At 45.6% G+C, this 20,089-nt stretch carries 10 protein-coding genes; 4 read left to right on the top strand and 6 right to left on the bottom strand.

What is annotated here, in order from left to right; all coding sequences use genetic code 11:
- Positions 1 to 3: 3 nt before the first annotated feature.
- Entirely contained in the window at positions 4 to 1,410 is a 1,407-nt protein-coding gene (locus ABDW16_RS17095; protein ID WP_343671339.1) for a hypothetical protein, read from the top strand.
- A gap of 408 nt (positions 1,411 to 1,818) precedes the next feature.
- Positions 1,819 to 5,061, top strand: a complete 3,243-nt coding sequence (locus ABDW16_RS17090) for a carboxypeptidase regulatory-like domain-containing protein (protein WP_343671337.1) — start codon at positions 1,819 to 1,821, stop codon at positions 5,059 to 5,061.
- Positions 5,062 to 6,712: 1,651 nt separating this feature from the next.
- Here the strand turns inward: ABDW16_RS17090 and ABDW16_RS17085 are convergent.
- The 4 genes from ABDW16_RS17085 to ABDW16_RS17070 all read right to left on the bottom strand — a co-directional run bounded on the left by ABDW16_RS17085 (position 6,713) and on the right by ABDW16_RS17070 (position 10,061).
- The gene (locus tag ABDW16_RS17085) at positions 6,713 to 7,114 is read right to left on the bottom strand and encodes a hypothetical protein (protein WP_343671335.1); all 402 of its coding nucleotides are present in this window, start codon (positions 7,112 to 7,114) and stop codon (positions 6,713 to 6,715) included.
- Between the two features lie 250 nt (positions 7,115 to 7,364).
- Complete coding sequence (locus tag ABDW16_RS17080) at positions 7,365 to 7,679, bottom strand: YHS domain-containing protein (RefSeq protein WP_343671333.1); 315 nt, start codon at positions 7,677 to 7,679, stop codon at positions 7,365 to 7,367.
- A gap of 6 nt (positions 7,680 to 7,685) precedes the next feature.
- Complete coding sequence (locus ABDW16_RS17075) at positions 7,686 to 7,904, bottom strand: hypothetical protein (protein ID WP_343671331.1); 219 nt, start codon at positions 7,902 to 7,904, stop codon at positions 7,686 to 7,688.
- Positions 7,905 to 8,003: 99 nt separating this feature from the next.
- Positions 8,004 to 10,061, bottom strand: a complete 2,058-nt coding sequence (locus tag ABDW16_RS17070; protein ID WP_343671329.1) for a M13 family metallopeptidase — start codon at positions 10,059 to 10,061, stop codon at positions 8,004 to 8,006.
- A 134-nt stretch (positions 10,062 to 10,195) separates the two neighbouring features.
- Between ABDW16_RS17070 and ABDW16_RS17065 the strand changes: the two genes are divergently transcribed.
- Positions 10,196 to 10,699 carry a hypothetical protein gene (locus tag ABDW16_RS17065; protein ID WP_343671327.1) on the top strand — a complete coding sequence of 168 codons (504 nt, stop codon included), beginning with the start codon at positions 10,196 to 10,198 and terminating at the stop codon, positions 10,697 to 10,699.
- Between the two features lie 18 nt (positions 10,700 to 10,717).
- Entirely contained in the window at positions 10,718 to 11,977 is a 1,260-nt protein-coding gene (locus ABDW16_RS17060; RefSeq protein ID WP_343671325.1) for a replication-associated recombination protein A, read from the top strand.
- A gap of 6 nt (positions 11,978 to 11,983) precedes the next feature.
- On the opposite strand, the gene pbpC is transcribed toward ABDW16_RS17060, so the two are convergent.
- Positions 11,984 to 14,350 carry a penicillin-binding protein 1C gene (gene pbpC, locus ABDW16_RS17055; RefSeq protein WP_343671323.1) on the bottom strand — a complete coding sequence of 789 codons (2,367 nt, stop codon included), beginning with the start codon at positions 14,348 to 14,350 and terminating at the stop codon, positions 11,984 to 11,986.
- 95 nt (positions 14,351 to 14,445) lie between these two features.
- Positions 14,446 to 19,923, bottom strand: a complete 5,478-nt coding sequence (locus ABDW16_RS17050) for an MG2 domain-containing protein (RefSeq protein WP_343671321.1) — start codon at positions 19,921 to 19,923, stop codon at positions 14,446 to 14,448.
- Positions 19,924 to 20,089: the final 166 nt, after the last annotated feature.

The raw sequence follows: 20,089 nt of genomic DNA, 5'->3' as shown, positions 1-20,089 counted from the left end.
TCCATGAAAAGGTATCTTTTAGGCTTGCTGGTACTGGCATCTTTTGGGGCGATGACCTCTTGCAGCAAGGATGACAACAACACTACATCTACGACTGATTCTACGTACGTAACAATCTCCGGCGACATCACTGCGAACCAAACCTTATCTGCCAACAAAAAATATAAGTTGAAAGGTTTTGTATATGTAATGAGCGGTGCAACCCTGACCATCGAACCTGGTACCGTAATCGTGGGTGACAAAGCATCCAGGGGTACACTGGTAGTAACCCGTGGTGGTAAAGTAAATGCAGAAGGTACTGCTGCAAAACCAATCGTCTTCACATCTGCCCAGGAAGCTGGTGCACGCAGAGAAGGTGACTGGGGTGGTATCATCCTGCTGGGTAAAGCACCTGTTAATGCTACTGGTGGCGAAGCTAAGATCGAAGGTGGTCTGACCCCAACTAACGGTGGTAATGAAAAAACTTATATCTATTACGGTGGTACCGATGCTGCCGACAACTCTGGTGTACTGAAATATGTACGTATCGAGTTCGCTGGTATCGCTTACTCTCCTGATAACGAAATCAACGGTCTGACAATGGGCGGTGTTGGTAGTGGTACTACTATCAGCTACGTACAGGTGTACCGTTCTGGCGACGACTCTTATGAGTGGTTTGGTGGTACTGTAAATTGTGATCACCTGGTAGCAACTTATACCTGGGATGATGATTTCGATACTGACAACGGTTTCTCTGGTCGTGTACAATTCGGTCTGGCACAGCGTTACAGAACTATCGCTGACCAATCAGGTTCTAACGGTTTTGAGTCTGACAACGATGCTACTGGTTCTACCAACGCTCCACAGACTAAAGCAGTATTCTCTAACATGACGATCGTTGGTCCTGGTTCTACCGGTTCTACTAACGCTAACTATCAGCATGGTGCACAGATCCGTCGTAACTCTTCTATGAGCCTGTACAACTCCCTGATCATTGGTTTCCCTTATGGATTCTACCTGGATGACAGCAAGGTTGTATCTCACAAGACTTCTGCTAACGCTGCTGAAGGTACACTGGTATTCTCTCACAACATCATTGCTGGTAGCACTACAGCTGCCACCAAGAGCGAGTGGAGCACTACAGACAATGCTGCATGGACTACATGGTGGGCTGCTACAAACACAACTGTGCTGACTGCTGCTACAGATGTACTGCTGGATAATCCTTACCAGTTCTCTGCTGGTGTTGCTTCTACTAACGTTGGTACACCTAGCTTCCTGCTGAAAACCGGATCTCCTGCGCTGACTGGTGCTGATTTCACTACCCTGACTACCGGTTTCACTGTAACTACCTACAGAGGTGCATTTGATGGTACTACCGACTGGACTAAAGGTTGGACTACTGCTGGTGCAGAAACAACTGTGTATTAATATTCTTACATAGCAATTTAAAGAAACGCTTTTGCCACAGGCAAAAGCGTTTCTTTTTATATAATAGGCTACTTCCCTTTGTCATGGCTCACCTTCTTATGATAATTTTAACAGTTATCAGAGATAAAGTTAATATTAGCGTAACAATCCCTTAACACAGACCCTTTACTTTTGAATATAATGCGTACTAAGAGAATACCTATAGCGAACTGACAAATTCTTCTTATCCGCACCTATGTGATGGCTTGCCATTCACGCTAATTTTTAATTTATTTTTCACAAATTATCATCGAATTCATATGTAATTCGTTGGTACATAGTGCTGCATTCGCTCGTTAACATTAATTTAATATTGTGTTAACACACGCGTAATGTTGTGAGAATACGTTTGCGTCAAATTTAACTGACGTGAATAAGATTTACTCTTCACTAATTTTTTTCTTTAGTATCCTTGTACTAGCTGCAACCAACGTAGAGGCTCAAATTACTACATCACAACTCACTGGTAAGGTAGTAAGCGCAAAAGGAGAACCTTTGCCTGGTGTAACTGTACTTGCTGTGAACACTGGAACCGGTACCAAATATGGCGGACAAACCAACGCCGAGGGCCGTTACCTTATCAACAACCTTAATCCTGGTGGTCCTTATACCATCACCGTTACCTTCATCGGATTTAAGAAGGAAGAAAGAACTGATATCAACTTATCCCTGGGTAGCGTAACTTTCAACTTCCTGCTCCAGGATGAATCTACTGCACTGAGCGAAGTAGTTGTAAAAGGCAATGCCACTGGTAAACCAGGTGGTTTCCGTGTAGGTCAGAATGCGCTGAAAACATTGCCATCTCTGAACCGTAGCTTCCAGGACTTCACTCGTGGTACTCCTCAAAGTAATAACAACTCCTTCCTGGGTTCTAACTTCCGTTATAACAACGTGACCCTGGATGGTGCTATTAATAACGACGCTATCGGCTTTAGCCCTTCCCTGGGTGGTCAGACTAACAGCTCCGGACAGCCAGGTAGCTCTACCCGTACTAACCCGGTTTCTCTGGATGCCGTTCAGGATATCCAGGTATACCTGGCTCCTTACGACGTGAAAATTGGTAACTTCCTGGGTGGTAGTATCAACGCCGTAACACGTAGCGGTACCAACGATGTACATGCTTCCGTTTACGCTTTTGGTCGTAACGCATCTATGATTGGTAAGAACCACGCAGGTGACGGTTCCAAAGAACCTTCCAGCTTCCACGAATATCAGACAGGTGTTCGTATTGGTTTCCCAATCATCAAAGACAAATTGTTCTTCTTTACCAACGAAGAAATCACCCGCCGTCAGGATCCTGTGATCCTCGCTGCAGGTTCTTCTGACATGACTTTGCTCACTGCTGATCAGGCAAAACAGATCGCTGATCACCTGAGTGCACTGGATGTGGATAAAACTGGTAAATACAACGCCGGTACTTACGGCAACTATAATATCTATTCCAACTCTACTAAGTTCTTTAACCGTTTAGACTGGAACATCAATGACAAGCACCAGCTGTCAGTACGTAACAATACCATCCTCTCTGAGGCAACTAACCTGGAGCGTGACCAGCAGAACTTCCGTTTCAGCGGTATTGATTACAAACAAACCAACAACCAGACATCAACTGTTGCTGAGTTGAAAAGCCATTTCAGCAATACGCTGTCAAACAGTTTGATCCTGGGTTATTCCAGCATTCACGATTACCGCGATCCACTGTCTGATCCTTCACTGCCTCAGATCCAGATCGCGAGCAATGGTGGTACTATCTTCCTGGGTACTGACCGTGAAGCTGCTATCTTCAACATGAAGCAAAAGACCTTTGAATTCACTGACAACGTGAATATCTTCAAAGGAAGACATAATATCAACATCGGTACACACAACGAGTTTTACAACATCACATATGGTTTCGTAAACTCCTGGAACGGCCGTGTTGACTACAGCAGCATTGCTTCTTTCCTGGCTGACCAGCCTAGCCGTGTACGTGGTAACTTCAACTACACAGACAACTCACGTGATTATATCATGTCTCACCCACCAGCAGCGTTCAAGATCAACCTGTACTCTCTGTATGCCCAGGATGAGATCCAGATCACTGACCGTTTCAAACTGACTCCTGGTGTGCGTTTAGACTATACCAGCCTGCCTAACAAGCAACCGCTGAGTGACAAAACTATCAATGCGCCTGTAGATGCCAATTATGGTACTACCTATACGTATACTAAACCAAAAGATATTAAGAACAAATATCTGAACAACGTACAGATCTCTCCACGCTTAGGTTTCAACTTCGACATCAAGGGCGACCAGAGCCTGGTGCTGCGTGGTGGTACTGGTATCTTCACCGGTCGTATTCCGTTCGCATGGTTAGGTTATGCTTACTACAACAATGGTGTGACTTATGGTGCGTACGATAAGAAATTCGGTTATACCAGCGCTGCAGATGCTCCTGCTGCTGGTTCTAATCCTGTAAAGGTAAACAGTCAGGGTGCTGCACAGTTCGTGTCTGCACAGGGTGTAGATGTACATGATGCAACCGGTGCTACTCAGGTGGATATGATCGATAACAACTTTAAGATGCCATCTATGTGGAGAAGCAGCTTAGCGTTGGATTATACCACTCCTAATCAATGGCGTTTTACAGTAGAAGGTATTTATACCAAGACTATCAAGGACCTGAAATTCCAGCAGGTAAACCTGGTAGATAATCCTTACTACCTGCCATATGATACTAAACACCAGCAGCCTATCTATACTGGTTCCAAGATCAACTCTAAGTATACTAACGCTTACCTGTTATCAAATACTGACAAAGGTTTCCGTTACAACATCACCGGTCAGGTGGCCAAGACCTGGAAATTTGGTCTGAATGTAACTGCAGCGTATACTTATGGTCAGTCTAAAGATATTACCAACGGTATCCGTAACTCCATGGAGTCTAACTGGCAGCTGAACCAGGCACTGAATCCTAACAATCCTGGTCTGGCTTATTCTAACTTTGATATCCGTCATCGTGTAGTGGCGACAGCTTCTTACAAAGTTGACTGGACTAAGCAGAATCGTTGGGTAGCTAACTTCGCGGTGTTCTTCAATACATCTTCTGGTGTTCCTTTCTCTTATGGATTTGTGAACAGCACTATCCAGGGTACTCCACAGCAGGTGAGCCTGGTGTATATTCCAAAAGATCAGACAGAGGCTCGTTCTTTCTTCTCTGCTGCTAATGAGTCAATGGCAGATGCGTTCTTTGCTTATGTAGAGGGTAATAAGTACCTGAAGACACGTAAGGGTGAGTTTACAGAGCGTAATGGTGGTCGTACACCGTGGAATACTTCTGCAGACTTCCGCTTCACACAGGATTTCAATTTCAAGAGTGGTAAGGTAAATCATACGATCACGCTTACTTATGATATCGTGAATGTGACTAATTTGATTAATAAGAACTGGGGTGTACAGTACTTCTCTCCAAATACATTCAACTCAATGGCGAGTGTAGGTTTGAAGACTGCTACTGCTGGTTCAGCGACTGCAAATCCTGTTTATACATGGTCTAATCCAGGTACTCCTTATTCTAAGGATTTCTTTGCGAGCAGACATCAGATGCAGTTAGGTTTGAGGTATAGTTTCTAATTAGATAAAGTATGTAAAAGTCGAAGGGCGTATCGGGAGATACGCCCTTTTTTTGTTTGGCAAAACAGCCGATTCACGATATGAGCAAAAATAAGAAACGTCACAGCTATCGATCGTTTCCTATACAAAGTTACAACGGTCTTATACACGATGCGTGCGCGAAAGTTTTTTTTGAAATTTTATCGAAATGCGGTACTTAAAATGAGTACTAAAATCGTGATTTATTAATTTGGATTGATGTAATGAAAAAGCTTGTCAATAAAAGATTTGGAAGGGATTAATAAGACAAAAAATACTTGTATTTGATCAGTGAAATTGAGTGTGATTCGTATAGGTATTTACGATAGATTTGTAGTAATGACGGTAAATCAGCGCTATTAAATGATTCGTAATAGCGGTTATATAAATTGCTCCTTGACGGCCGCCTGGTCGTGCAGAGGCGGCTGATCAAAATGGCCGTATTTATATGATAAAACAAAAAAGAAAACCCTCCAGGGTTTCTAGTTCTTCCCTGGAGGGCATCACGAAAGTGGTGGATGTAATTACAAAACTGGCGGTTTTGTGGAAAATGTTTCACTAATCCAAAAGAATATCTGGGTGTTTACCGCGCCCGGATATTTTTTATTTATTCAAATTTACAACATTTTACTATTCCAGCATCTTATCTATACCTAATCTCAGAAATAACCGTTCTCTCATTCTCACGCTGATACACTCATTTTTTTCACCAGTTTTTTTTGAGAAAATTACTGATCATAATCGTATCAAAATTGTATAAAAAATATTGTGCTGATAGTAATGTGATAATTCAGAAGACCCTTTTCTGTAAAGGATTAGGAGGATGTTGTTGAGAGCTTGTTTCCTTCGTTTTGATACATGAATTTGAATGTAATTCGTATAGTAATTTGCGATAGATTTGTGATATGACTTGGAATCAGAGCTATTGAAGTGGCGATTAATAGCTAGTAATTGGGTTCGCTGTAGTTAGCCGCCTTGCGGCTTTTTCTGCGGTGAGGCGGCTATAAAAACAGCCGTATCACAATTATGAAAAAAATAAAAAAACCGTCAAGGTTTTTAGTAATCCTTGACGGTCTCACCAAATTGGTCGAGTTCACCTCAAAACTAATAGCTTTATGGAAATTATTTTTCTGAAGCTACCGGCCAGGTGTTCCAAGCACCTGGCTTTTTAGTTTATACAAATATAAATCATTTTCTTTACTCAGATACCCTCTCTTCCCCCTCATCACCTTCAAAATATCTATACCTCATCTCCCCATACTCACCCTTCCCCCCTGATGTGCTCCCTCACACCCCTTCCAAACTCCCCCTCATTACTCACTCTTTTTCCCCTCCAAAAATAACCGTCCTCCCATTCTCACTTTAATAACCTTACATAAATTACCCTAACCAGGACCTCTTCGACTTCTAATCACCAGCCTTATAAAAGGAAAAAACTCTGAATAAGTAGCAAGAACAGCTATTGGCAAAATCCTTATATACCCCTACACCTAATTGTTAATACGTTGGTAATCCTTTGGTAACACTGCCATAATATTAACTACCGAACTTCAGGTTATTAATCTGAACGTAAGCGTAGATTTTCATAAGCTGTTTAACTGACCGTCCCGGGAATTATCCCGGGATGTTTCTTTTAATAAACCCTGATAAACTGCTTACTGGTATACCCCTTATTCACCGCTTTCAACCAATCATCCACCCGAATCGTAGAATCACTGGTCTTCGCCACCTCTAAATACTGAGATAAAGAATCCGTACTGATAATAAGTTTTACCTTACTTCCATCAGCAATCACTTTATAAGTTCCGGTAGTATGCCACCCCTTAGTCGAATAGGAAACCTGTCCGTTTCCATCAAAAGAATACGTCGCAGAATCCGCAGCAGCAATCGCCTGCCAGGTAGTATCCGGCAGCTTCATACTGGCGGCCAGTTCCCAGGAACCGGTCACATCTATGGAAGGCGTAGCCTCCGTATCATTTTTCTCACAGCTGCAAAATAACATGAGGACTAGCAGCCAGGTAAATATAGATCTCATGCGCACGTTTTTGTATGATCAATTAGAACGCGAAATACTATAAGAAGTTACATCTGGTGGGAGACGAAATAAGGCGGTTGGTCGATTCGGAAATGTTAAAGCCTGATTGACAATCAGTACGTTATGCTCAAAAATGCTTATGGACTTCAAGGGATGACATCCCATGATCTTCAAAAGGGGCTTTATCACATCTCACTCCGCCGGAAATAATTCCCAACGTTGCTAAGTATACTAAATCATATATGAATCCTTACAGACCCAGTTTAGCTGCATATTTCTCCGGATTCTTATCGAATACCCTTTTACAGGTAGGGGAGCAAAAATGCACTGTATCATTCTTATAAACGCTAAATTCATGATACGTAGTATCATAAGGCATGCCACATACCGGATCACCCATTTTCCCTGCAATTGGCTGTAATGCTGTCGTATCCTCAGCTGGCTGAGTGACAGTACTCATTACGGAGTCTGCCTTTGCGGCAGCTTTCTCAGTAGATGGCTGGTTGCACGCAAAAAAAACACCTGCGGCTAATGTGGCGAATACTATTGAAAGCGTCTTTTTCATCAAATGTTAGTTTTCTTTGGTGATACGCAACACTAAAATGCGGAAGTAAAGTTTCACAACCATAGCCAGCACAAAACTGCCCATGACAGCGGCAGAAAAGATTAAACCCTTGGCAGTCAATGCCAGGTCAGCAAAAGCCGGGAGGTAAGGTACAGCGAATACGATCAATGCTAAGATGAAAATGTTGCGTAATTCCGTGCGGTATTGTCTGAAGATGCCTGTCATATGATTCTAATTTACATCTGGTGAAAGGATACACAAATCTACATAAAAAAACGCTTTTGCCACCGGCAAAAGCGTTTTTCAAACTGATTCAATATTATATTACCAGATCACTACTCGCGCAGTATCTGCCAGTTTCATTTTACCACCAGTACATCCCCACGCATCATTGAATTCTTTCAGATGAGGCAGCGGTCCATCTATACGGCTGCTGGCCGGAGAGTGTGGATCTGTCTGCACCTGGTTGCGCAGCGCAGCCTCTGTACTGTTGCCATGCCATACCTGTGCCCAACCCAGGAAGAAACGCTGTTGCCAGGTATAGCCATCAATCTTCGCAGGCTCCGGTTTACCCTTCAGGGATTTTTCCAGTGCATGGTAAGCCAGTGTCAGACCACCCAGGTCAGCAATGTTCTCACCGATAGTCAGCGCACCATTGATATGGAAGCCAGGCAGCACCTCGATACCGTTGAAATAACGGATATAACGGTTTGCCAGTGTCATAAAGTTCTTACGATCTTCTGGCGTCCACCAGTTTGTCAGGTTACCTTCTGCATCAAACTGTGAACCCTGGTCATCAAAGCCGTGGGTAAATTCATGCCCGATTACCGCAATGATACCACCATAGTTGATCGCATCGTCAGCATTCGCATTGAAGAAAGGAGGTTGCAGTATACCAGCCGGGAATACTACTTCGTTGTTCAATGGGTTATAGTATGCATTCACGGTCTGAGGTGTCATTTCCCACTCTGATTTATCCACAGGTTTACCGATCTTTTCGATCTCTTCCTTGTGTTTGTAGTTGGTAGCTGACACTACATTTTCGATCAGGGTACCTGGTTTCACATCTATGCTGGAATAGTCTTTCCATTTATCAGGATAACCGATTTTATAGGTAAAGGATTTCAGCTTTTTGTGCGCCATTTCTTTGGTAGCAGGACTCATCCATTTCAGGCTGTCCACTCTCTCTCCATATACGGCACGTACGTTTTCGATCATTTCAGATACCTTCTGCTTAGAGCTTTCAGGGAAATACTGTTTTACGAACAGTTTGCCCAGCGGGAAGCCCAAAGTACCGTCGGTAGCACGAATAGCGCGTTCCAGGCGAGGTTTCTGTGCTTTGGTACCACGCATTACGGTTGCAAAGAAATGGAAGTTTTCCTGGTCGAACGCCTTAGGCAGGTAACCTGCAAAACGGGACAGGGTCTGCCAGCGTGCATATGTTTTCAGGGTTTCCAGCGGGGTTGCTTTCACCAGTTTAGCTGAATTGGTAACATATGCCTTGTTTTCCAGGATGATGGTATCGGTTTTCACCTGCTGTACATCTGCATAACTTTCCCAGTTAAATTCAGGAGCCAGTTTTTTCAGCGCTGCAAAGGCCACTTTATTATAGGTAGCTACCGGGTCACGCAGCTGTACGTTGGTAAGCTGTAATTTAGCCAGTTTGGTTTCAAAATCCAGGATCGTCTGACCTGGGTTTGCATCTTTGAAGCCTGCCTGGGAGAATTGCTTATCCACATGCTTTACGAATTCGTCGCGTACGGCTTTGGTAGCACTGTCTGTTCTTTCGTAATAGCTTCTTTCGCCGAGGCTGAGGCCGCCCTGGTTTTCGTATACAGCATTCATCTTACTGTTGCGGGAGTCTGCACCAATATAGAAAGTGGCTACTGTACTAACACCCAGGTTCTGGAGTTCTCCGGACACTTTTGCCCAGTCGTCCAGGGATTGGATGGCGTTAATCTTATCCAGGTAAGGTTGTAACGGGGCGATACCCAGTTTTTCGATGGTGGCAGTATCATAGAAGGAGCGGTAAAAATCGGAGATCTGTTGCTCTTCAGAACCTTTTTTCAGGTCGGTTTTGCTGGCCAGATCCAGGATGATGCCTTTCAGCCTTACTTCTTTGTTCTGTTTATCAAGAACATTGAATGCGCCCCAACGGCTTTCTGTAGAAGGAACCGGGTTGTTCTTCTTCCAGTTGCCATTTACAAAATTGTCGAAATCGTCGCAGGGATTCACAGTACTGTCAATGGAACTTATGTCAAACGCAGGAATTTTTAGGGTGTCCTGGTTTGTCCCCGCCTGTTCTGTTGTGGTGTTGTTATTGCAGGCCGTCCACGAGATGGCAGCCAACAACGATAGTTGTAAAGCGTAAATGCTCTTCATAAAGTAAACAGGTTTAGTATTTAAAGATAGCTAAATCGGGGATTGTATAAGAAATGGATTTTTACGGGCGGCTGTTTTTATCTTGCTATAAGGGAAGATTTAGCTAGGTTTGTACCACGATAAACCGGAGATCAATGACTTTTAAGTTTAAATTATTCAGGGGACTGACTGCTATTAATATCATGTTCTCGACCTTCTTCCTGATGGGCCTCGTTATTACACTGTTCACTACAGGAAGCGTGATGATTCTCTCTGCCGGCATCTTTTTAGGCGCCATTTTAATCCATGCTATATTATCACTTCATTTACAAAAAGCGCTGATAGATCGTAATATGGTATTAAAAGAAAGCACACCGGGTGGCATCCGGATCATTGGTGGTATCAGCATCTTTGTAGGTGGATATATTGCATTGGCAGGCTTATCCCTTTTCATGCTCCTCAAAACAGGCAACCTGGATCCTTTGGAAGATGTGATCAAACAGCTCCCGGCCAGCGACCAGGGGAAAATGAGAGCCATGCTGAGCCCCATGGCTATATTTTTTATCCTCATTGGAGTAATAATTGTAACAAATGTATTGCTCTCTTATACCTTCCTCAAAGAGTGGAAGAACAGGCAGGATGAGGAGCCTTTATTTTAACCCGTTAAGATCTTTTATATGGAACCATTAGCAGAGCGGTTACGGCCTCAGACACTGGATGAGCTGGTGGGACAGCAACACCTGACCGGAAAAGACAGCATCTTACGCAAGGCCATACAGCAGGGCAAAATTCCCTCCATGATTCTGTGGGGGCCTCCCGGCGTAGGTAAAACGACCATTGCCAATATCATCGCACATACCATGGAAGTACCCTTTTATACCCTCAGCGCCATTGCTGCTGGTGTAAAAGAAGTACGTGAAGTGATCGAAATTGCCCGCAGACAGGGATATGCCGTATTGTTCATAGACGAAATTCACCGTTTCAATAAAAGCCAGCAGGATGCCCTGCTGGGAGCTGTAGAAAAAGGAATTATCACCCTGATCGGTGCGACTACCGAAAATCCCAGTTTTGAAGTAAATGCAGCATTGCTGAGCAGGAGCCAGGTGTATGTGTTGAAACCATTGAGTGAGGCAGAGCTGTTACAACTCCTGCAGCAGGCCATGGAAAAGGATGAGTGGTTAGGTAGCCGGAAAATAGAGCTGAAAGAAACGCGTGCCTTGTTCAATATCTCTGGCGGCGACGCCCGCAAATTGCTGAACCTATTCGAACTGGTGGTAAATACCCTGCAACAGGAAATGCCCATCGTGATCACCGATCAGAAGGTGATGGACATTGCACAACAACGGGTAGCCATCTACGATAAGTCAGGCGAACAACATTACGATATCATTTCTGCTTTTATTAAATCTATCAGGGGGAGTGATCCGAATGCCGCCGTATATTACCTGGCAAGGATGATAGAAGGTGGTGAAGATGTGAAGTTCATTGCAAGAAGATTGGTAATATCTGCTTCGGAGGATATTGGCAATGCGAACCCGAATGCCCTGTTATTAGCCACCAGTTGTTTTCAGGCAGTGACAATGATTGGTTATCCTGAAGCAAGAATTATCTTATCTCAGTGTACCACTTACCTGGCTTCTTCTCCGAAGAGCAATGCTTCGTATATGGCGATTAACAATGCCCTGGCTGTAGTCGGTAAAACAGGCGACCTGCCGGTGCCGATGAATATCAGGAATGCGCCGACAAAGATGATGAAGGAGATGGGGTATAACAAAGGTTATGAATACTCTCATGATTATGAAGGCAACTTTTCTCCGCAGGAATACCTGCCAGAGCAGATCAAAGGCATGAAACTGTATGACCCCGGGAAGAATGCCAGAGAAGATGAAATGCGGAAACACCTGCGGGGACTGTGGAAAGAAAAATATGGATATTAGTGCTCCTTACTGTTCTTTTTCTTTAGCCAGGATCTCAAAGGGTACATGTACTTCTGCCCCTGTTTCATCCACTAATGTGAGCATGTGCTTACCCGGTGCCGGGTGCAATGCCATCTGGTGAAACTCTTCAGTAGTACCGATAAAGTTATTGTCCAGGTGCCAGAATATTTTCGCCTTTATATCCCGGTGCGTAGCCGTAAATACTGCCTCTCCGGGTGTACCATCTATTTCTATAGGCACATAAATGCGGGCGTTGGGTCTTGGATAAATTACTTCCATCGTTGGCTTATCAGCTGATAAGCTGGCAATACAATCCGGCCTGTAAGGCGGCAAAGCCGCATAGTTATGTTTGGTACGATAATAAAATTCCATGGCCGGTGGCAATACAAACCAGGGTACATGCTGCATATTGAGGGGCGATTCACAATTGGCTGTGACACGGTATTGCCCTGTACGATCCAGGTGTATTAACTGATGATAAGGACATACACCAGCCCGCAAACCATTTGCCGGTACCCATAGCGAATCCTTGTCCGGACAGAGGTCGCTGGCCCTGAAGCCACTTTGCCTGCATACTTCTACTTTTCTTAACTTGCTATAAGGCGTGGTAAACCAGCCGCTGGTATGCAATAACCTGAATACATCGAACATCACAGGGGCGGCTGTGGCTACGCCCAGTAATCCCGGTCTGCCTTCTCCATCTGCATTCCCTACCCATACACCTACTACATATTGCGGGGTGACGCCAATGGCCCAGCCATCTCTGAAACCAAAGCTGGTACCTGTTTTCCAGGCTACCCGTTGAGATGAGGAGAACTGTTGCCAGAGCATTTCTTCACCCGGTCTCATCACCTCTTCCATCGCCTGAAAGGTATACCAGATCGCACCTGCATCCAGTACGCCATAGTCTGCAGGCGCATGTGCCGAAGGTCTTTTTAATCCATGAATATAGTTAGGGGCATGAATATCATCTGCATCATACTTTCCCTTATATTGATCCAGGTGTATTAAGGTGCGCGCCATGCTTGCATACATGCCGGCCATCTCCCATAGATTGGTTTCACCACCACCCAGGATCAGCGATAAACCATAGTGATCTGCCGGTTGTCGTAAAGTAGTAATACCCATTTTCTTCAGCAATGCATGAAAACGTTCATAACGATATTGCTGTAGCATGCGCACGGCGGGAATATTCAGTGACCTTGCCAATGCCCTGCTGGCGGGCACTGCACCGTCATACCCTAAGTCAAAGTTCTGTGGGGTATAACCTGCAATCTGTGTAGGAATATCTGGTACTAAACTATGTGGTAGCAACATGCCATCTGTCATCATTGCTGCGTACAATACCGGTTTCAATGTGCTACCCGGGCTACGCGGACTCTGAATGATATCCACATGGCTTTCCATTTCTGCATCTTCAGGATGATAGATGTTGCCTACATATGCGAGTGTGTTGCCAGTCTCTACGTCTAGTACAATTGCTGCTATATTGTTGATGCCATTGGCTTTATAAACATTGTGATAGCGCTCTGCGATGTTCGCTACATTTCTTTGCAGATCGCCTTCCAGCGTGGTTTTGATCCGGGTAGTACCTGTGCGGTAATCTTTGCGGAACCGGTCCAGCAGATGTGGGGCATCCTGTGGCAATGCCTGCGGCTGATCTGGCAAAGGTTCTAATTTAGCGAGCGCACAGGTGATACTGTCAATCGTTTTATTTTTCCACAGCCTGTTTAAGAGCTGGTTTCTTTTTGTGAGCAAAGTTTGCCTGTTACGACCAGGATGTACTAATGCCGGACTATTGGGCAGTACTGCCAATGCTGCTGTTTCACCCCAGGAGAGCTGTTCGGCACTACGGCCATAATAGCGCCAGGAAGCAGCTTCCAGACCTACTACGTTACCGCCGAAAGGGGCATTGCCGGCGTAGAGTTGTAAGATTCTTTTTTTGGAATAAGAGAATTCAAGACGGGTAGCCAGTATGGCTTCGATCATCTTTTGAAATATGGTACGGGGTTTATTGCGCGAGAGGCGGATCACCTGCATAGAGAGGGTACTACCGCCGCTGATGACAGTACGGTGTTGTATGTTTTGCTTGATAGCACGGGCCAGGGCAATGATATCCACACCCCAGTGGTAATTAAAACGTTTGTCTTCGTAGGCGATAATGCATGTGGCAAATTTATCAGGAACAGGTTTGTCAACCGGGAAACGCCATTGACCGTCTGTGGCGATGGTGGCGCTGAGTAGCCTGCCATTGTTATCTTCTATGACAAAGGAGGTTGGGGCCGTAAATAAACGGGCGGGGAGACAAAAAATATAAACTATCAGTAGAATGGCTGTCGCTATGAGCCACCATTTTCTTTTACGCAACCACATAAAATTCTTTTTAAGCCGGCCGTCACCCTCGCGGCAAAAAAATCGCTTATGCCGTAGGCATAAGCGATTTTTACGAGCAAGTAAATTTAGTCAATTTACTTAGTACTTATGTCTACCCACTTACCTGGCAGGAAAGCCTGTATGGTATTATCATACATCGCTTCACAATTTACTGCCGGCAGGTAATAATGTCCTAAGTATGCTGCATTCAGCAACACATTGTAGGTATGTGTCTTATTCTCTTCAATATTGAAATAAGTATACACCCTGTCATCACGTACATCCATGTATGTAAACGGTGAATTATGGAATGCACTATCGCTTTCCAGCAGGCGGGTATTGATCACCTCCCACCCACTTGGGAAGATCTGTGTCAATGCCATCTGTTCATAATATCCACGCTTACCCGGATTCGTGATCTTCACCGTTGCCATAAAGTCTGTACCCTGACGCAGGTTCGTTACATCCAGCGGATGCCCTTCACGTGTGCTGTAAGTCACTGTCAGCCCCAGTACAGCAGGGTTGTTAGGTACTGTTGGCTCCTGCCCTGCATCCGGACGACCCTGCAGGATCAGTCTTGCATACAGGATATTACCACCGCTGTTCTGCACACTCACATTACCAGCTGTAGTAGTAACAGGAATCTGTGTGATGTAAGAGGTCGCATTTACAGTAGTCGCTTTACCATTCAGCTTGTAGGTGAAGGTTGCTTTGGCCCCACTCTTGTTCGTACCGCAGAACTTCGCAATGGCAATCAATGTATAGGCAGTAGTCTGTGTGCTGTAGTAATCATCTTTCGACATGTCAGCAGCCAGTTCTTTCACCAGTTCATTTGCACGGTTAGTCTGACCCATGATCGTGAGTGTTTCCAGTATCATCGCTTTATCGCGTGTATCAGAGCCAAAGGTGCCACCTAATTGTTTATAAGGTTTCACACTGGTTGGTAAATTTCTGATCAGCATATTTGATACTTCCGGTTGACCAGCGAGTTTATAAGCTGCTGCCAGTCTCCATTTGGCCGCATCAGAAAGGTATGCGAATTCTTTCAGCCGGTTCATAGCACCTAACTCAGGTACCTTGGCCAGCGCAAGCAGGTACAGGCGATAAGCCTGTGTGAGGTCGCCACCGTAGAAGTTGGTACTGCGTGGTGTCCAGGATGCGGCTTTATTACGCTGGTATTTCTTCCATTGTTCCAGCATGCTGGCAGGGAGTTCGTATCCTCTTGCCTGTGCTTCCAGCAGGAAGTGACCGGCATAGTTTGTACCCCACTCATCAGCATCTGCATTACCCGGCCAGTAAGCCAAACCACCGTCAGAAGTCTGGAAGCCTTTCAGCCTGTTGATCGCTGCTTTTATATTATGATCAGCATTGGCGGCTTCGCTGCTCTTCAGGTCTACCAGCTGGTTCAGTACCAGTTGCGGGAAGGCGGCAGAAGTAGTTTGTTCCACACAACCATGTGGATATTGTACCAGGTAATTCAGGCGTTTCGCCAGGTTCATAGGTGGCACGGTAGAGATTTCCAATACACCGGTATTGGTGCCTGCCATACCTGCTGGTTTGTAATCAGCGCTCCAGCTTTGTCCACCGGCTATCGTGCCATCCTGAACGGTGGTAATCACCGGATTTGGATTACGTACTTCCAGTTCAGTTTGTTCTTCTGCTTTCGCGGCGCCGCTGGTAGCTGTTACCTTTACTTTGGCCACACCTACGGCAGCTTTCACTTTCACATCGAAGTAGACCAGTTGTTCACCTGGCTGATTGAAAGTAACGGTCTTCGTACTTTCGCCCACTACTTCCAGCAGGGCGCTGGTAGCCAGTGTTACTTTCGCAGATTTGATATTGTTTTCCAGGCCAAATACGGTCACTGGCAATTGAATCGTTTCTGAAGGACCTAATACGCGTGGCAGTGAGGTGAGCAGCATCAATGGTTTCTTTACCGCCACTGTTTTTTCAGCAGCGCCATAAGCACCATCCTGACCTGCTACTACCATGGCTTTTACAGAACCAATGTATGGAGGCAGTTTGAAATTGTGTGTTTTCTTCTCACCACCTTTCAGGGTGAATGGACCCATGTATAATACAACTGGTCTGAAGCGGTTTGCTTTTGCAGCACCTGCATTTCTGTTCAATCCTTCGTCGCCACCTATACTGAGAATGCGTTCCATATCGCCACCCCATGCACCGATTACGTAGTCGAAGATATCCCAGGTTTTTACTCCCAGTGCTTCTCTTGCATAGAAGGCGGCATGTGGATCAGGCGTTTTGAAGCGGGTCAGATCCAGCAGCCCTTCATCTACGATAGCGATGGTATAGGTCATGGATTTGCCTTTGGATTCAGATACGGTGATGCTGGCGTTTTGTTCAGGCTCCAGTTTATCGGCCATGGTGATCACCGGGTTGAGGATGGTATTCGCATCTTCAATTGTAAGCGGTATTACACCGTACATACGGATAGGCAGGTCGTTCACTGTCTGTGCATGTGGTTGCAGCAGGCTCACGTTCACGTATATATTAGGGGCCATAGACTTGTCAGCCTTGAAGCTGAAAGTAGTCTGCCCTTTTTTCGTATTTACCCAGAAGGATTTCAGCACCTTGCTGCCAGATTCGATGCTGATGAGGCCACGACCACCTTCACTACTTGGAATGGTGAGGTTGATGTCTTCACCTACATTGTATTTACTCTTGTCAGAAGTGAACACGAGCATAGCAGCTTCGGCAGGATTTTCTTTCTGCACTCTTTCTGCCCAACCCGGGTAGTCAATATATACTGACTTACCGGTGGTGTGCCCGCTCTTCAGGTCTTTTACTCTTACGAGGTAACGACCCCAGTCAGGAGAGTTGATCTGCAGGTCCCAGGTACCTTTACCATTATTGAGGGAGATGGTTTCTTTTTTCAGCAGCTGGTTATAGCTATCCTGTGTGAAGTTGGTAAAGTCGTCTTCACCATCTTCATCCCACCACCAGCGCCAGCGCACTTTGTACAGTTCTACCTGCACACTGCTGGATCCACGCACCAGGTTACCATTATTATCCACATTTACGATGCTGATGTGGTGTGGCTGGTCGGTGAGCAGCATGCCTGTGGTACGATCTCCTTCCGGCATGCGGATACCTGCGTAGGTAGAGAACGGGTTGTAAGGCATGGAGAAATGGTCGATACTGAAATCGCCACCAGGTTCGAATACTTTTATTTCGAAGTTAGCCTTCAGCTGACCTGGGGCGAGTTTGCCCAGTGGCAGGTTTACCTTTACAGGTGCAGTACCGTTTTCACTCAGGGCGCTTTCGAAGATGGTTTTGTCTTCTGCTTCAAAGTGAGTGACAGGATCATCGAAGGTATAGCCGGCAAAGTTTTTAAAGCTGGTAGCCTGTTGGGTGAGTGACACATCGACTTTTGCTTTCAGGTGCTGGGCGGTAGCGCCAAACAACCATTGGGCACTCAGGGTACCTTCAGAAGCATCGTCTTTGGACAGGGTTGTCCGGGTACCGAAGTCCAGTTTTACTTTCAGCCTGTTAGGCTTCACCGTTTCGATGCGCAGATTTTTAGTAAAGAGGGCGCCGCCTACTTTAACTTTTGCCGTCCAGTTACCAGTGATGTCGTCAGGGTTGGTAGCGGTAATAAAGTTGTAGAAGCCGTTTACAGATTGCAGGGAGTTGATCCTTTTGTACAACTGACCTTTCGGGTTGTACAGTTCCAGGGTCACCGGGTGATCGGCAGGCAGTTTCTGTTGTTTATCTTCCAGTATGAAGGTGAGGTACAGGGTATCGCCGGGGCGCCATACACCACGTTCACCATAGAGGAAACCTTTGATACCGCTTTGTACTTCTTCCCCTTTCACATCGAAGCGGCCCAGGGGGAGGGAGTTACCATCATCCAGTTTCAGGTAGCCTCTTTCATCGCCCTTTTTAGCAATCAGCAGGTAAGGTCTGCGTTTCAGGTCGAAGGTAGCGAGGCCATCGCCGTCGCTCTTGGTTTTGAAGATCACCTGGTTCTGATAGTCGAGCAGCTCCAGTTCTACGCCCATCAGCGGTTTGGTATCGCGAATGTCGGTAACGGCAATGAGCATGCTGTTGTCATTACCTCTCTTGGCAGTGAGACCGATATTGGAAGAGAATACGTTGCGGGATGCCCATCTGTCTTTGTTGTAATAAGAGTTAGAGCAGGCGTCCTCGCGGCTTTCCCAGTTGTAACCGTAGGGATAGTAGCTATCGTAGCGGGACCAGAAGTCGTCGTCTTCGTCAATTTTTTCACCATAGCTGTCACTGTAGTAGTCTTCTTCAGACTGTTCTTCTTTCTTTTCTTCGGTTTGGGTAGAGCAACCCATGAGGGAGTATGCTTTGCGGAAACCGATGGTTACGCGGTAGATGGCACCTGGTTCAGTGCGGAGCAGTTGATCCAGGTCGAGGAAGAAGCGGTTACGTTTATGGAGGTTGAGCGACTTATCGGTATCGAGGCGAATGGTTTTTTCAACGACAGGGCGTCCTACACGACGCAGGTCCTGTGTACCATCCAGGTCATTCCTTTGCAGGTATTGGGGAATGTTGTTTTCGTAGATCTTGATGATGGTCACGTCTACGGCGCGGAGGTTCACCGCTTCGAAGGGGAGCACCAGTTTATTGCTTGCCGGTAGTACCACGCCTTTGCCAGGGATGGATACGGAAGGCTGAATATTTTCGAAATCGATATTGGCAGAGAAGCTTTGTTTCAGTTTATCGTCATAAGTATTGAGGATACCTTCGTTGATGACAACGGAGAAGCTACCTTCCAGTCGTTTAGGTGCAAATACTTTTACTTCACTGCCTTCGATGGTATAGCGCAGGTCGCTTACACCACTAATGCCGATAAGGCCATCGAGGTTCTGGGCTACGCTGACAGGATCGGAGAATTGTACGAGTACATATTGTTCCGGATCTACGATTGCTTTAACATCGAGTACTTTGAAATCGCCGATGGCAGGTATTGCAATTTGTTTTTTACCTGATACATCTACTTTCAGTGGGGCGCCGTTCCATTCCAGATCCAGGTTCCATCCATCCTGGGCACGGACCAGGTTTTCGATGGTGAATTTGGACGTTCTTTCGGCAGCGTTGTGTTCCCATTTGATGGGGAAGGATTTGCTACCTGCGTGGGCGGTGACTACATTTTCGATCTGTTGAGGATCTTCGGCATCGGCAGTGACGATGGCGCCGGTGTAGACCATTTTTTCGCGCGAGGTGGTGCTGGCGGTTTTGAGACCGAAGTCCTCAATCTCGTACGATGGGCTCATGACGCGGAATTCGAAATCGAAAGTGCGCAATTCTTTTTCGACTTTGATCACTTTTCCGAGTCTGAAAGTGGCGGTGTAGGTTTTGCCGGGAGTCAGGTTGGCATCCGGACGAAACTCAATCGTTGTGGCGTCTACCCAATAGGCTTTACCCTTGATAGAGGGGCTGAAATCGAAGAGTTCTTCGCTGACAGGTTCATTTTGGGTGTGGGTAATGTTTACATTACTGGAGAGTTGTACCCTGATGGTACTTTGTTTGGAAATTACACCGGCGGTATAGGCGTCGATGTATTTTGCCAATTCAGGGTTCATTGCTTTTCTGGTTTGTTTGCAAGCTGTAAAACATGACAATAAAAGGCAGAAAATACCAGTAAGTATGGCAACGTTTCTTTTGGGATGCATGTGGATAAATGCTGGTTTAAGATATAAAGGTATGTTAAAATATATATTTAAAGTTAATATGGTGGAATCGGGTTTG

The organism is Chitinophaga sp. (assembly GCF_039596135.1).
In the GTDB taxonomy this organism is placed as follows: domain Bacteria; phylum Bacteroidota; class Bacteroidia; order Chitinophagales; family Chitinophagaceae; genus Chitinophaga.
Note: the sequence above shows the minus strand (reverse complement) of the source record. Positions and strands in the feature narration are given on the sequence as shown.

Coding starts and splice junctions, on each gene's coding strand:
- ABDW16_RS17065 (WP_343671327.1), top strand. CDS start 10,196: ATGACTTTTAAGTTTAAATTATTCAGGGGACTGACTGCTATTAATATC.
- ABDW16_RS17080 (WP_343671333.1), bottom strand. CDS start 7,679: ATGAAAAAGACGCTTTCAATAGTATTCGCCACATTAGCCGCAGGTGTT.
- pbpC (WP_343671323.1), bottom strand. CDS start 14,350: ATGTGGTTGCGTAAAAGAAAATGGTGGCTCATAGCGACAGCCATTCTA.
- ABDW16_RS17050 (WP_343671321.1), bottom strand. CDS start 19,923: ATGAACCCTGAATTGGCAAAATACATCGACGCCTATACCGCCGGTGTA.
- ABDW16_RS17060 (WP_343671325.1), top strand. CDS start 10,718: ATGGAACCATTAGCAGAGCGGTTACGGCCTCAGACACTGGATGAGCTG.
- ABDW16_RS17085 (WP_343671335.1), bottom strand. CDS start 7,114: ATGAGATCTATATTTACCTGGCTGCTAGTCCTCATGTTATTTTGCAGC.
- ABDW16_RS17075 (WP_343671331.1), bottom strand. CDS start 7,904: ATGACAGGCATCTTCAGACAATACCGCACGGAATTACGCAACATTTTC.
- ABDW16_RS17070 (WP_343671329.1), bottom strand. CDS start 10,061: ATGAAGAGCATTTACGCTTTACAACTATCGTTGTTGGCTGCCATCTCG.
- ABDW16_RS17095 (WP_343671339.1), top strand. CDS start 4: ATGAAAAGGTATCTTTTAGGCTTGCTGGTACTGGCATCTTTTGGGGCG.